The organism is Enterococcus sp. DIV0358 (assembly GCF_051713465.1).
In the GTDB taxonomy this organism is placed as follows: Bacteria; Bacillota; Bacilli; order Lactobacillales; family Enterococcaceae; genus Enterococcus; species Enterococcus faecalis.
Genome location: NZ_JBIOPX010000001.1, coordinates 1,895,197 through 1,908,784 on the forward strand (window position 1 = coordinate 1,895,197; position 13,588 = coordinate 1,908,784).

The 13,588-nt window shown below is 36.6% G+C and carries 15 protein-coding genes; 3 read left to right on the forward strand and 12 right to left on the reverse strand.

From position 1 onward, the window contains the following. The 9 genes from rfbB to map all read right to left on the reverse strand — a co-directional run bounded on the left by rfbB (nucleotide 1) and on the right by map (nucleotide 8,017). Nucleotides 1-1,029, reverse strand: a complete 1,029-nt coding sequence (rfbB, locus tag IGK70_RS09200) for a dTDP-glucose 4,6-dehydratase (RefSeq protein WP_002359895.1) — start codon at nucleotides 1,027-1,029, stop codon at nucleotides 1-3. A gap of 24 nt (nucleotides 1,030-1,053) precedes the next feature. Further along, entirely contained in the window at nucleotides 1,054-1,626 is a 573-nt protein-coding gene (gene rfbC, locus IGK70_RS09205) for a dTDP-4-dehydrorhamnose 3,5-epimerase (RefSeq protein WP_002356893.1), read from the reverse strand. 12 nt (nucleotides 1,627-1,638) lie between these two features. Beyond that, on the reverse strand, nucleotides 1,639-2,505 hold the full coding sequence (rfbA, locus tag IGK70_RS09210) for a glucose-1-phosphate thymidylyltransferase RfbA (protein WP_002364387.1): 867 nt from the start codon (nucleotides 2,503-2,505) through the stop codon (nucleotides 1,639-1,641). 122 nt (nucleotides 2,506-2,627) lie between these two features. Next, complete coding sequence (locus IGK70_RS09215) at nucleotides 2,628-3,341, reverse strand: glycosyltransferase family 2 protein (RefSeq protein ID WP_002384299.1); 714 nt, start codon at nucleotides 3,339-3,341, stop codon at nucleotides 2,628-2,630. 3 nt (nucleotides 3,342-3,344) lie between these two features. Then, nucleotides 3,345-4,172 carry a glycosyltransferase gene (locus tag IGK70_RS09220; protein WP_002389137.1) on the reverse strand — a complete coding sequence of 276 codons (828 nt, stop codon included), beginning with the start codon at nucleotides 4,170-4,172 and terminating at the stop codon, nucleotides 3,345-3,347. After that, nucleotides 4,172-4,960 carry a glycosyltransferase family 2 protein gene (locus IGK70_RS09225; RefSeq protein ID WP_002359892.1) on the reverse strand — a complete coding sequence of 263 codons (789 nt, stop codon included), beginning with the start codon at nucleotides 4,958-4,960 and terminating at the stop codon, nucleotides 4,172-4,174. Before IGK70_RS09225 ends, IGK70_RS09220 begins: the two co-directional genes overlap by 1 nt. A gap of 121 nt (nucleotides 4,961-5,081) precedes the next feature. Beyond that, nucleotides 5,082-6,218 carry an MraY family glycosyltransferase gene (locus tag IGK70_RS09230; RefSeq protein ID WP_002366956.1) on the reverse strand — a complete coding sequence of 379 codons (1,137 nt, stop codon included), beginning with the start codon at nucleotides 6,216-6,218 and terminating at the stop codon, nucleotides 5,082-5,084. Nucleotides 6,219-6,328: 110 nt separating this feature from the next. Then, entirely contained in the window at nucleotides 6,329-7,237 is a 909-nt protein-coding gene (locus tag IGK70_RS09235) for a YihY/virulence factor BrkB family protein (RefSeq protein WP_002383768.1), read from the reverse strand. 15 nt (nucleotides 7,238-7,252) lie between these two features. After that, nucleotides 7,253-8,017, reverse strand: a complete 765-nt coding sequence (gene map / locus IGK70_RS09240) for a type I methionyl aminopeptidase (RefSeq protein WP_002389095.1) — start codon at nucleotides 8,015-8,017, stop codon at nucleotides 7,253-7,255. A gap of 174 nt (nucleotides 8,018-8,191) precedes the next feature. On the opposite strand from map, the gene IGK70_RS09245 reads away from it, so the two are divergent. After that, nucleotides 8,192-8,635, forward strand: a complete 444-nt coding sequence (locus IGK70_RS09245; protein ID WP_002356885.1) for a flavodoxin — start codon at nucleotides 8,192-8,194, stop codon at nucleotides 8,633-8,635. 74 nt (nucleotides 8,636-8,709) lie between these two features. Here IGK70_RS09245 and IGK70_RS09250 read toward each other — a convergent pair whose 3' ends face one another. Continuing rightward, nucleotides 8,710-9,183 carry a TspO/MBR family protein gene (locus IGK70_RS09250; RefSeq protein WP_002356884.1) on the reverse strand — a complete coding sequence of 158 codons (474 nt, stop codon included), beginning with the start codon at nucleotides 9,181-9,183 and terminating at the stop codon, nucleotides 8,710-8,712. 157 nt (nucleotides 9,184-9,340) lie between these two features. Beyond that, nucleotides 9,341-9,913 (reverse strand): TetR/AcrR family transcriptional regulator, encoded by a 573-nt coding sequence (locus IGK70_RS09255; protein ID WP_438775229.1) that lies wholly within the window; start codon nucleotides 9,911-9,913, stop codon nucleotides 9,341-9,343. A 250-nt stretch (nucleotides 9,914-10,163) separates the two neighbouring features. Between IGK70_RS09255 and IGK70_RS09260 the strand changes: the two genes are divergently transcribed. Further along, complete coding sequence (locus IGK70_RS09260) at nucleotides 10,164-11,402, forward strand: aminopeptidase (RefSeq protein WP_002389310.1); 1,239 nt, start codon at nucleotides 10,164-10,166, stop codon at nucleotides 11,400-11,402. Between the two features lie 259 nt (nucleotides 11,403-11,661). Then, nucleotides 11,662-12,042 (forward strand): PH domain-containing protein, encoded by a 381-nt coding sequence (locus IGK70_RS09265; RefSeq protein ID WP_002356881.1) that lies wholly within the window; start codon nucleotides 11,662-11,664, stop codon nucleotides 12,040-12,042. An 89-nt stretch (nucleotides 12,043-12,131) separates the two neighbouring features. Here the strand turns inward: IGK70_RS09265 and IGK70_RS09270 are convergent. Further along, nucleotides 12,132-13,534 (reverse strand): IS3 family transposase gene (locus IGK70_RS09270; protein WP_240185197.1). Its coding sequence is split into 2 segments (ribosomal slippage): nucleotides 12,132-13,069 and nucleotides 13,069-13,534, totalling 1,404 coding nucleotides; the frame shifts between segments, so codons are not numbered across the junction. Nucleotides 13,535-13,588: the final 54 nt, after the last annotated feature.

Below are 13,588 nucleotides of genomic sequence, written 5' to 3' on the forward strand. Positions count from 1 at the left end.
TTACTGACCATTTTGTGCATATTTTGCTTCAACAGCTTCTTTATCTGCACGCCACCAGTCTTCATTTTCTGTATACCACTTGATGGTTTCTGCCAAGCCTTCACGGAAATTCGTGAATTCTGGTTCCCAACCTAATTCTTCGCGTAATCTGGTTGAATCAATCGCATAACGTAAGTCATGTCCTGCACGATCGTTGACATGCTCATAGGCATCAACAGGTTGTCCCATTAATTCTAAAATTAATTCCATCACTGTTTTATTGTCTTCTTCACCATCGGCTCCGATTAAATATGTTTCGCCAATTTGACCTTTTGTTAAAATTGCCCAAACAGCCGAAGAATGGTCGTTTGTATGAATCCAGTCACGAACATTTTTACCAGCACCATAAAGTTTTGGTGTAATGCCACTTAAGACATTGGTAATTTGACGGGGAATAAATTTTTCAATATGTTGATATGGACCATAGTTATTTGAACAATTTGAAATTGTTGCTTGTAAGTTAAAAGAACGAACCCATGCTTTGACTAACAAGTCAGATCCTGCTTTTGTTGAAGAATAAGGACTTGAAGGATTGTAAGGCGTTTCGGCAGTGAATTTTTCCCCTTCGCCTTCTCCATGTCCTGGTAAATCTTCTCTTAAAGGTAAATCGCCATAAACTTCATCAGTCGATACATGGTGGTAACGAACATTGTTTTTACGGCAAGCTTCGATCAATGTGTACGTCCCAATCAGATTGGTTTGTACAAATGGGAATGGGTCGTTTAATGAGTTGTCGTTATGCGATTCAGCAGCATAGTGAACAACCGCATCTGTTTCAGCGACTAAACGATTAACTAATTCAGCATCAGCGATATCTCCTACGACTAATTCCACGCGATCACTTGGTAGACCTTCAAGATTTTTTTCATTTCCTGCATACGTTAATTTATCTAATACAGTTACATGAACTTCTGGATGATTCTTTACAACATAATGAACAAAATTTGAGCCGATAAAACCAGCTCCACCTGTTACGATGATTTTTTTCATAATTGAAACTCTCCTACTTTTTTCTTAAATTTCGCCATAGATAAACGGATTTTCCGCTTCAAATTCTTTTAAGGTTGGATGTTTTTGATCCTTTTCTGACGTAATCGCTTTTTCTGGCGCAATTGGCCAATCAATAGCTAACGCTGGATCGTTAAAAGCAATACCGCCGTCTGCTGCCGCATTGTAGTAATTATCACACTTGTACATAAAGTTCACGTTCGGTGTCAAAGTGACAAAACCATGGGCAAAACCTTTTGGTACTAAAAGTTGACGGTGATTATGTTCTGATAAAATGTAGCCTTCCCATTGGCCATAGGTTGGACTCCCTTTACGAATATCAACAATCACATCTAATACCGCACCTGTTACAACACGAATTAGTTTTGTTTGCGCAGCTTCGCCTTTTTGAAAATGCAATCCACGCAAGACACCTGCTTCTGTTGATAATGAATGATTATCTTGGACAAAGTCAAAGTCTAATCCATGTTCTGCAAATTTAGCTTTGGAATAACTTTCTGTAAAAAAGCCACGATGATCACCGAAAACATCCATTTCGATAATTTTGACATCTTGTAATTTTGTATCAATAACTTTCACGTTTCTTCGCTCCTATTCTGCTGCTAAACGTAGCAAGTATTGGCCGTAGCCATTTTTCTTCAATGGTTGTGCCAATTCTACCAATTGTTCTTTTGTAATATAGCCCATTCGATAAGCAATTTCTTCCAAACAAGCGACTTTTAAATTTTGACGTTTTTCAATTGTTTCAATAAATGTTGACGCTTCTAATAAGGATTCGTGTGTGCCTGTATCTAACCAAGCAAAGCCACGGCCCATTACCTCAACAGAAAGTTTATTTTTTTCAAGGTAGACTTTATTAACGTCTGTTATTTCTAATTCCCCACGTTCTGAAGGTTTGATCCCCTTCGCAATTTCAACCACTTCATTGTCGTAAAAATACAAACCTGTCACTGCGTAATTTGACTTCGGTTGTGCTGGTTTTTCTTCAATAGAAAGCGCCCGCATCTCTTCATCAAATTCTACCACGCCGAAACGCTCTGGATCATTTACATGGTAACCAAAGACTGTTGCCCCTGACTCTTTAGAAGCCGCTCGTTGCAACATTTTTGATAAGCCACCACCATAATAAATATTGTCCCCTAAAACTAAGCAGACACTATCATCACCAATAAATTCTTCACCAATAATAAATGCTTGCGCCAAACCATCTGGGCTTTCTTGCACCGCGTATTCGATATGAATGCCTAAATCATGGCCATCGCCGAATAAGCTTTCAAAACGTGGTGTATCTTCTGGTGTAGAGATAATCAAAATTTCATTAATTCCCGCCAACATTAACGTTGACATTGGGTAATAAATCATTGGTTTGTCGTAAATTGGCATTAATTGTTTTGATGTTGCTTTTGTTAACGGATATAAGCGTGTCCCGCTTCCGCCTGCTAAAATAATTCCTTTCATGAACAATCTCCTTAAATAACTTCTATTTTTAGTTTCTATAAAACCAAATATCCTTCCCTATTATCGCATTAAGCATAGGGTTTGTCATGTTTTTTACGTAAATTTTACAAATCTGTAAAAGTTTAGCGCTGTTCCTTTAAACGCTGATGTAAAGCTTTTAATAAATTCACACGCCAATTTAATTTTTGTTGGAAACTTGTTTTGGTAATAATGGGGCTGACATTCGCTCCATGTCTTCGGTAAAGCACTAATGGTTCTTTAATGAGACCCGTTTGCTTCTTCCGTGCAGCTAATAAGCCAATCCACATATCATGCATAGGAACTTCTGGCGGAATGGGTAAAATGACGTTTTTCATTTCTTGACGAAAGGCCATACCTGCCCCAATATAGCCACTTTTTATCGCATTTCGCCAAAACCCTGGTTTGACTTTTCGAAACTTAAAATAAGAGGGATTGGTAACTTGTAAATCCGCATCAACAATTTTCAAGTCACTAATAACCACTTGGATGTCAGGGTGCGCTTCAAAATATTCTGTCACCGTCGTTACTTTATTTGGCAACCAAACATCATCTTGATCTGCTAAAAATATTACTTCGCCTTTCGTATGCGTAAGCGCAAATGCAAAATTAGCAATCACTCCTTGCCCTGGACCTTGTAACAATTGAATTTGGGGATAATTCGCTGCATACGTCCTCAAAATTTCCAACGTATGATCAGTAGAACCATCATCTGAAATAATTAGTTCATCTTCTTCACTGACTTGTAAAAGAATACTATCTAATTGTTCCGCGAGATATTTTTCTCCATTATATGTCGCAATACAAACTGAGATCATAGATTATCCTTTCATTAACTTGAGAAATTCTGCCAATGTTTGCCGCCAAATTTGGCGATTTTTGACAGTTAAAAATTGCTTACTACTGCGTAAAAATAAATGGCGTCGATGATGGGAAAACTTTTCTTGATCATATCGACGATAAAATAACGTTTCTGCTTCAATAATAGAGCGATAACGTTGAGGACTCATTGTACGATAATCTAAAACAGACAATTCTTGTTTTAGGTGGATTGGTAAGACTTCAATCTTTTTATTGGCTTGATTTAATTGATAAAAGAACCAATGGTCTAAATAGTCCAAAGGAAATTCTTCCGAAAATCCTTCCAACCAGCGTAGCGTTTCTGCCGTAATAACTGTACCAGAATTGATAGCCATCAACGGTTGGTTGGCTATCCCTGCTGTTGGCTTTGCTCCTTTAAGCCCAACGTATTGATCACTATATACTGGCGAAATTTGTTGTCCATTTGCTTCTACAATTGGAACATAGACTGCCACAGTCGGATCTAATGGCATGATGATCAACGTATCAAAATAAGAGGCTGGCACTTCTGTGTCTTGGTCAAGGAGCAACAATAATTCACATTGATTCGCTTGACTAAAAGCAATCGCTTCATTATAAGCGGTCGCTAGTCCTGGATTATCAGGATTATGTCGATAAGTAACATTTGGTTGTAAAAATAATGCATCTTCTTGAGGAAGTGGACTGTTGTCATAAATAAATAAGTGCAATTGGGGGTGGTCTACCACTTCTTTTAATAACAAATAATTCGGCGTATCAGCCATTTTCATTTGATATAAGACGATGACTACCGCTAATCTTTGACTCATTAAAAGAACCTCCAGCCCCATTTGTTAAAAAATTTCCCCATTGATTGCATAAAGATTTTAAACAATTTTCGACTTTTATGGGCGCCCTTTTCATACATGTGAACAACCGTTTCAAAAGGCGTATAGAGAATCCGATAGCCTGCTTTGCCAAAGCGTAAACATAAATCGTTGTCTTCAAAGTACATGAAGAAACGTTCATCGAACCCACCAATTTCAACGAATTTTTCACGATCAATCAACATAAAACAGCCTGAGCCCATTTTAATATCCGTTGTTTCTGTATCCGACAAATCGCGACATTCATAAATACTCAAACGTTTATCAAAAATTTTCTTTACAAATTGAAAGGGAATAAAACGTAACATATAATCGAAGACATCTAATTTTTGACGAACTAAATATTGCGTCGTGCCATCTTCATTTAACACTTTAGGGCTAACGACTGCAATGTTCTTATCTATTTTGATACGGTCTAATAAACGATCAAGCACGTCTTTAGTAACCAACACATCGGGATTAAAAATAATTGCATACTTTGTCGAAGCATTGAATAACACTTGATTATGACCATGACCAAACCCTTGATTTTCTTCAGCGCGATGGATAGTAATAAATGGTTCATATGTTGTTAATTTTTCAAGATACGCTGTTTCAGAATGATTGTCATAGATATGAATATCATAGATACTATCAGTACCTAGTTCGGCTTTTAATTGGTCTAGTACATTAAAAATGTAACGACTATTATAAGTGACAATCGAGATTGTTACCATTTCTTGCATGCTCATTTCTCCTTACTACTGAAACATCGTCTTAAAAAAAAAGCATATGTTTCACACATATACTTTTTTAAGTTTAATGGAATTATATCATAGGTTTACGCTCTCGCAAAGCAACCTAAAGATTTCTTTACTTTCTCTTAGAATGCTTGCCAAGTCGCTTTTTCATTTGCTCCTGACGATATTCACGATTCCCTAAAATCCGTAACAAATACATCAACGGTTGATGCCCTTCGCCAACTAGACCGATTAGTTCAATGAATAGTTCTAAGCCAATTAAACAAAAGACAATTAATAAAATTGATGCTACTGTACTTGAATAGCTGAACAATAAAGAGACAAAGGAAAAAACTAACGCTAATGCATAAATAGTCATGACCGCCCCTTTATGGGTAAAACCTAAAGATAACAAGCGGTGATGTAAATGCATTTTATCTGCTGAGGAAATGGGCTTCTTGTTCAATAGCCGTCGAATAATTGCATAAACCGTATCCGTAATTGGCACACCTAAAATCACCATTGGCGTAATTACCGTAATAAACGTAGCATTTTTCAAGCCCTGTAACGACATTACTGCAATCATAAACCCGAGGAATAACGCCCCGGTATCTCCTAGAAATATTTTAGCCGGATAAAAATTGTATGGGAAAAATCCCGCAATGCTCGCAACTAAAATAAAAATAACAATTGGGATATAGACCGTTTTAGCATGTAGGAAAAAATACCCTGTAATACCAATCGTGGTTAATCCAATAATGGATACGCCTGATGCTAAACCATCCAAACCATCAATTAAATTTACTGCATTCGTAATCGCTAAAATCCACAATAAAGTTAGTGGTAAACTAAACCAGCGCAAATCAATCATTCCAACAACTGGCAACGTCACAAAATCTATCCGAATTCCAGCAACAAAATAAATAACTAATGCTGCTAACAAAATACCGATTGTTTTTTTCATTGGAGTAATCTCTTTAATATCATCAATGAGGCCTGTCAAAACAACCATTCCACCAGCCAAAATAATCGGCCAAATATAATCTTGTGGGATAATCGAACGAAAAATCAATAAACATGAACTAGCAAAAGCAATGTAGATTGCAAGTCCTCCTGCTGTAGGCATATTTTTGGTATTGATTCGTCGCTCTCCTGGTGCATCATAGGCGCCAATCCGAAACGCTAGAAGCTTAACAAGTGGTGTTAATAGCAAAGATAAGATAAATGTCATAAATAAACGTATCAAAACTTCATAAATAAATAGTGACATAGTCGAACCCACTTTCTTCTCGTTCAGGGTATATTATACCGTAAACTGAAGCATTTACAAGCTGAAACATGTGTTCTGGCAACGGTTTAGACTTTTTTAAAGAAATCCATTTATTTTTTCTTTTTAAACCATCTAAACAAGCGTTGTTCAAAACTTGGTTGTTTTTTTTCTTTATCTCCAGATAAGTATTCATCGACAACAGCGTTGACAATTGCTCCTAAAATAATAATCGTGGCAGCAAAATTCAGCCATAACATTAAGATGATAAAACTCCCGATGATTTGATAACTTGCGATTCTAGAACTAAAATATTTTACGTACAAACCAAAAATTTGTGATAATAACATCCAACCGACTGTCGAAAAAATAGCCCCTGGCAAAATGGAACGTAACGATAATTTCCGATTAGGAACGACCGCATAAATCAAACACATAATCACTAATAAAACAACGGTCGTTAACGGCCATTTTAACGCTTGGAAAGTATCGATCACAGATGTTGAGTAGTGGAAAATTGGTTGCAGTAATTCAATAATGTACTGACCCAAACCTAAAATTACTACTACACCAACAATCGCTACCATAAATAACAAAATAACTAAAAATGAGACCACTCTTACGAGAATAAAATTTTTCCTTTGTTCGACACCAAAAGCTTTATTCATCGCGTTTTGTAGTGCATTAATACTTTGACTGGCACTCCAAAATGCTGCTAAAGCGGAAACAGAAAGCAACCCCCCTGAACGTTGAGTCAATAGTGAACGAATCGCTGGTTCTAAGTTCTTATAAACATCTTTCGGAATGGCCTCTGCAATATAAGGCAACACAGAATTAGGGTCGATTCTTAAATAAGGTAAGACATTGCCCACCGCAATCAGTAATGGAAACAGCGAGAGTAATAAATAATAGGCAACAACCACTGAGCTGTTGCCTATTTCGGCTGTGACCATGTGACTTTGCGTTGTCTCAATAAAACGCATCAAAGATTGATTCTTTTTGATGTTGTCGAGAAACTTCATCACACACTCTCCTTATTAATAAGTCAATTCTTCGCCTTGTGACGTTAAGATTCTTGGACCTTCTTTCGTAATCGCTAATGAATGTTCATATTGACAACTTAGACCGCCATCTTCAGTATAAGCAGTCCAACCATTTGGGTCCATTTTCATGCGCCAAGTTCCTGTGTTAACCATTGGCTCAATGGTAATAACCATTCCCTCTTTTAAACGTAGTCCTTTACCTGCTTCACCATAGTGAGGAATCATTGGACTTTCATGAATAGTTGGGCCAATGCCATGACCTACAAAGTCGCGAACTACGCCATAGCCTTCCCCTTCTACATACGTTTGAATTGCATGACCAATGTCGCCAATTCTATTTCCTACTTGTGCTTGGTCAATCCCAAGATATAGCGCTTTTTTGGTTACTTCCATCAAGCGGTCAATTTCAGGTGTTGATTCACCCACGACATAAGACCAGCATGAATCAGAGATTGCGCCTTTTAAGTCGACACACATATCTACTTTGATTAGGTCGCCATCTTTTAATACTTTTTTACGAGGAAATCCGTGGCAGATTTCGTCGTTGATACTACAACAAGTAGCATATTTGTAACCTTCATAGCCAATTTGAGCCGCCACGCCACCATGACTTTCAATAAAGTCTCTCACAAATACTTCAATATCCCAGCTTGTAATGCCAGGTTTAATAAACGTCCGTAAATGACGGTGAACATCCGCTAATAATTCCCCTGATTCATCCATCATTTCAATTTCTCGTGGTGATTTTAATGTAATCATACTATCTCTCCTAAACTTGTTTCATTCAAATTATTTTATCACATTTTTTGCAAAAAAGATTGTTCAAACACCAATTTTCAAAAAGTCCCTTAATAAAAGCACTCGCTAGTCTTTTATAAGAAATGCGCATCTGCTATAATAAGTGACAGAATTGTATGAGGGGGAAGAAAGTTTATGACGTTAGCTAAAATTGTGTATGCAAGCATGACTGGGAATACAGAAGAAATTGCCGACATTGTTGCAGAAGCATTTGAAGATTTAGAATTAGAGGTCGAAATTGATGAGTGTACGCAAGTCGATGCCGCTGATTTTGAAGAGGCCGATATCTGTGTAGTAGCTACATATACGTATGGCGATGGCGATTTACCTGATGAAATTGTCGACTTTTATGAAGACTTACAAGAGATTGATTTATCAGGAAAAATCTTCGGCGTTTGTGGTTCAGGAGACACGTTTTATGATGATTTTTGTAAATCGGTGGACGACTTCGAAGCAGTCTTTACTCAAATTGGGGCAAAAAAAGGCGCCGACAGCGTTAAAGTTGATTTAGCCGCTGAAGAAGACGACATCCAACGTTTAGAAGAATTTGCGAAAAAATTAGCAACTGCCGCAGAATAACTACTTTGAAATAAATAAAAAAAACACCAGAAAAAAATGGCTAGTTCCCATTTTTCTCTGGTGTTTTGATATTCCTAATTTAAAAATAAAATACTGTAATTTAATGCTGCCGCAAAAGTAACCCAAAGAATATAAGGAATCATCAACCAGCCACGCGTTATTAATTTATAACGCAAGTAGTCCCACTGTTGAACTATTAATAATAGCCATAACAATGAGATATCAATCACAGATAATAAATTATTTTGTAAAGAAAAAAAGAAAAATGTCCAGAAAAAGTTCGCAATAAATTGTAAAATAAATAGCGTAATCATCCGTTTTTTCTGTTGTTTATTTGGATGAACTAAGATGAAATAAAAAGTAATGCCCATAAAAATATACAACACCAACCACACTGGTCCAAATAACCAGCCTGGCGGAGCAAAACTTGGTAATCTCAACGCTTGATAATATTCTCTCGCATTTACTGAAAATAAGCCCGACAAGAGCCCTAGTCCGGTAATTCCTACAATACTTAGCCATAAACGCTTATCTTTCACTCGGTTCATGTTTTTTGCCCCTTTCTATTTCTCTTCTTTACTGTAGCATGGTTGCGAATAATCTACCATTAATACACTTAACAAAAAAAGACCGTTCTTTTAAGAAACAGTCTTTTGCTGTAACCTCACAGAAGTTATCAGCATGAGGTTACACTTTTTTTAATTTTTATAGGTCAATATCAATTGGTTCATCTCGTTCAAGAATTGCTTCAATACTATCTTTCATTAAATGAATGATTTGTTCTTCTGAAGGATGGATAATTCCAGAAGTCATCAACGCAGCCACACCAGTAGCGACCACCCATGTTCCCATGTGTAAAGAGTCAATTTGAACATCGTTTAAATTAGCATACTCAGGATCAGCTTTTACCGCTTCAGTAAAATAGTGATAAGAGAATTCTTGCATTTTTTTGCCGCCACCATATTCTTCTAAATAAAGCGCACGGTATAGCTTACTTTCACTTGTCGCAAAATGAATATAGTTTAAAGCCAAATCAACAATTGTATTCCCAGTATGTTTTACTGGAAAGACTTCTTTCGCTAAGTATTTATGAATTTTTTGGAATAAAGCATCGCGTAAATCATCCATGTTTTTAAATTCCAAATAAATCGGTTGGGTGGAACATTTCATTTTATTAGCAATATTACGTGCAGTGAACTTCGAAAATCCTTCAGTGGCGACTACTTCATAGGCAGCTGTTAAAATCTTCTCTTTCGTAATGGTTTTTTTTCTTGCCATAATTCCCTATCCCCTTTATTCATTCATATACAACGCTTCCAAATAAATGCTTATGGTTATTGTAACACGATTTTTCTATTATGCAAAATTAGAACAACTCTTTGTACAAAAGTTCACTGAGCGGGAGCACGACAACTTTTACCCCAACTTAAAATAACAGTTGATAAAGGCTTTATTTCGTTGAGTTCCCCGCTCTTCCGTGTTATGATATGAGCAGTCATTACCCATCAAATTGAAGGAGGAATCACGAATGACCTTAGAGAATTTTAATGAAAATCTAAAGAAATATGCACGTTTAATTGCTGAAACGGGTGTCAATGTTCAGGACAATCATACGGTTGTTTTACAAATCAGTGTCAATCAAGCGCCCCTTGCCCGCTTAATTACGGAAGAAGCTTATCGCTTAGGCGCGGCCGAAGTAATTGTTCAATGGAGCGACGAAACCATTCAACGTGAATTTTTAGCTCATGCTGCAACTGATCGTATTGAAAATGTTCCTCAATATAAAATTGATCAAACCGATGATTGGATTGCCAAAGGCGCAAGCCGAATTAGCGTGGTTTCTTCTAATCCTGATGCATTAGCTGGCGTGGATGCACAACGTGTAGCAGCTTTCCAAGCGGCTAATGGGAAAGCATTGGTCAACCTACGAAAAGCAACGCAAGCCAACAAAGTAAGTTGGACTGTTGTAGCTGCTGCTAGTGAAGGCTGGGCAGCTAAAGTCTTTCCAGAATTAGCAACAAGTGAAGAACAAGTTGATGCACTTTGGAATGAAATTTTCAAAACAACACGAATTTATGAAGAAAACCCAGTCATTGCTTGGGATATCCATGATAAAAAATTACAAGAAAAAGCGGCTGAATTAAACGAACAACAATTTACTGCTTTACACTACACAGCTCCTGGGACAGATTTAACGATTGGTTTGCCTAAAAACCATTTATGGGAAGGCGCTGGTAGTTATAACGCGCGTGGGGAAGAATTCATGGCTAATATGCCAACAGAAGAAGTTTTCACCGCCCCAGATAGTCGCCGCGTTGATGGTTATGTTTCTAGTACAAAACCACTAAGTTATGCTGGCACAATCATTTCGGGAATGAAATTTACATTTAAAGATGGAAAAGTTGTTGACTTCTCAGCTGAACAAGGCGAAGAAGCATTGAAAAATCTCTTAGCTATTGATGAAGGTGCCAAACACCTAGGGGAAGTTGCTTTAGTACCTGACCCTTCACCAATTTCACAATCCGGTTTGATTTTTTATAATACATTGTTCGATGAAAACGCCTCTAATCATTTAGCCTTTGGTTCGGCCTATGCCTTCAACTTACAAGGCGGCACGGAGATGAGCGAAGAAGAATTAGCTGAAGCTGGTTTAAATCGTAGCCAAACACATGTGGACTTTATGGTAGGATCTGACAAAATGAATATTGACGGCATTAAGGAAGACGGGACGATTGTTCCAGTTTTTAGAAATGGCGATTGGGCATAGTCCTACCAAATGTTGAAACCAAAGTTTTTAGCTCCAAGAAATAAGAAGAAACTGCTTTTATTCAGTAGGTTCTTTTAAAATTTAGAAAGTGAGGCCTAAGTTGCAGCGATTTAGGCCTCACTTTCTTATGCTAAAAAATCAATTGCATTCGAAGGACCTTTAACGTTATAATCAAATTGAAATCGGATTCTTTTACACGATATAAGTTTACTTTTAAATAAAAGAATTTTTTTCAAAAAAGGAGAATTGGAGAATTAACATGGGATTATTTGATGGATTATTAGGGAATGCAACACAAAATAACAATGAAACAGCTGAAAAAGAATTACGGGATGTTTTAATCCCTAACGAAAAAGTAGATATGGCCTTCACTTTAGTAAGAGATTTAATTGTCTTTACAGATAAACGCTTAATTTTAGTCGATAAACAAGGAATTACAGGTAAAAAAGTTGATTATAAATCGATTCCCTACAAATCTATTTCACGCTTTTCTGTTGAAACTAGTGGACATTTCGACCTAGATGCAGAACTAAAGATATGGATTTCAAGTGCTGAGTTACCTTCAGTAAGTCTTCAATTTAGAAAAGATAAAGATATTGTTGCTATTCAACAAGCTTTAGCAGCTGCTGTATTATCTTGAATCCACAAAAAAAGACAGGAAAGCGACCAACTTTTGTAGTGACCCCAAAAAGTTAGACTTTTTATAGAGTGGATTTTTCCACTCTATTTTTATGCAGTTTTTTGATTGAATTGTCGAAATTCTACTGGGCTTTTCCAGTTAAGTTTTTCTTTGATTCGGTGATGATTGTAATAATAAATGTAGTTCTCAATTGCTTCTCTCAATTCATTTTGACTTTGATAGATTTTTCCATAGTACACTTCTTGTTTTAGGATACTGAAGAAATTCTCCATAGGAGAATTATCTAAACAGGTTCCTTTTCGAGACATACTTTGAAAGATATTATTGTCCTTTAATGTTTGTATATAGACATTCATTTGATAAGCCCAGCCTTGATCAGAGTGAAAGGTGCGCCGATAGGGACAATCATTTGTTTGAGAAATTGCTTCTTTCAGACCTTCCATAACTGTTTTACCATTTGGTTGAGTAGAAAGGCTATAGCTTAGAATTTCACTATTATACATATCCATAAATGGATCTAAGTATAGTTTTTTCTGACGAAAGATGCCTGCGTTATCTGCTTCAAAGTACTTAAATTCAGTTGTATCAGTTGTAATTTTTTGATGAGGAACAGAGGTTTTAAATCGGCGACGAATCAAATTTTTAGCGATTTTACCAACGGTTCCTTTATAGGAATTATATTTTCTGGATTTCTTAGTAAAAGCTTTGACTTGTAACTTTAACTTTTGTATTAATCGCTGAACTTTCTTTTTATTCACTTGAAATCCACGTCGTTTCAATTCTTGGGTTATCCTTCTATAGCCATAATGCTGATGTTTTTTACGAATCGCTTGAATTTCTTCTTCAATGATTTGTGTTGAAGCTGTTCTGTCGAGGCGTTTTTGCCAGTACATGTAAGTAGATTTTGGAAACCTTAGGGTTTCCAAAATATCTTTTAATCGAAAGTGTCTTCGGAGACTGTGAATGATTCGTGCGATTCGTTCATTTTTTGTTCGTCCTCTAAACGCAGTCTCCTCAGTTCTTTTAAATAGGCATTCTCAATTTTTAACATTCTATTTTCTTTTTCTAGTTTCTCTACTTGAGATCGTTCACTTGGTAGTGGTTGAGGTTCATTTCGTTTCTTTTTAGACATGGTAGGTGGACGTCCTTTCTGTTTAGAGAGTCCCTCTATACCAAACTTCTGATACGTTCTAAGCCAATTCGCAATCAATGATGGATTGTTCATTTTTAGAAGATTAGCTACTTCTTGATAGGACAACTCTGTTGTTAAATATAACTCTATCGCATCTAGCTTAAATTGAACAGAGTAATTCTTATTTTTTCGACTGCGAAGTAGGCCTTCTTCACCAAGTTCTTTATAGGCATTTATCCATTTGCTTATTTGAGAACTATCTTTAAACCCATACTTCTTTGCGAGAAACCTTAGACCTCCTTGACCAGATAAGTAGTCATGAACAAGTTTAAGTTTAAATTCAAAACTGTATTTTGCCATACAAAAAAACCTCCAAAAGTTAGATTTCTAGGTCTAACTTTTGGGGGTCGGCTC

Excerpts from the sequence above, each read along its gene's own strand:
- IGK70_RS09235 (WP_002383768.1), bottom strand. The coding sequence starts at position 7,237 with ATGAAGTTTCTCGACAACATCAAAAAGAATCAATCTTTGATGCGTTTT.
- IGK70_RS09250 (WP_002356884.1), bottom strand. The coding sequence starts at position 9,183 with ATGAACCGAGTGAAAGATAAGCGTTTATGGCTAAGTATTGTAGGAATT.
- IGK70_RS09230 (WP_002366956.1), bottom strand. The coding sequence starts at position 6,218 with ATGTCACTATTTATTTATGAAGTTTTGATACGTTTATTTATGACATTT.
- map (WP_002389095.1), bottom strand. The coding sequence starts at position 8,017 with ATGATTACATTAAAATCACCACGAGAAATTGAAATGATGGATGAATCA.
- IGK70_RS09265 (WP_002356881.1), top strand. The coding sequence starts at position 11,662 with ATGGGATTATTTGATGGATTATTAGGGAATGCAACACAAAATAACAAT.
- IGK70_RS09255 (WP_438775229.1), bottom strand. The coding sequence starts at position 9,913 with ATGGCAAGAAAAAAAACCATTACGAAAGAGAAGATTTTAACAGCTGCC.
- IGK70_RS09260 (WP_002389310.1), top strand. The coding sequence starts at position 10,164 with ATGACCTTAGAGAATTTTAATGAAAATCTAAAGAAATATGCACGTTTA.
- rfbB (WP_002359895.1), bottom strand. The coding sequence starts at position 1,029 with ATGAAAAAAATCATCGTAACAGGTGGAGCTGGTTTTATCGGCTCAAAT.
- IGK70_RS09220 (WP_002389137.1), bottom strand. The coding sequence starts at position 4,172 with ATGAGTCAAAGATTAGCGGTAGTCATCGTCTTATATCAAATGAAAATG.
- IGK70_RS09215 (WP_002384299.1), bottom strand. The coding sequence starts at position 3,341 with ATGATCTCAGTTTGTATTGCGACATATAATGGAGAAAAATATCTCGCG.
- IGK70_RS09225 (WP_002359892.1), bottom strand. The coding sequence starts at position 4,960 with ATGAGCATGCAAGAAATGGTAACAATCTCGATTGTCACTTATAATAGT.
- rfbA (WP_002364387.1), bottom strand. The coding sequence starts at position 2,505 with ATGAAAGGAATTATTTTAGCAGGCGGAAGCGGGACACGCTTATATCCG.
- IGK70_RS09245 (WP_002356885.1), top strand. The coding sequence starts at position 8,192 with ATGACGTTAGCTAAAATTGTGTATGCAAGCATGACTGGGAATACAGAA.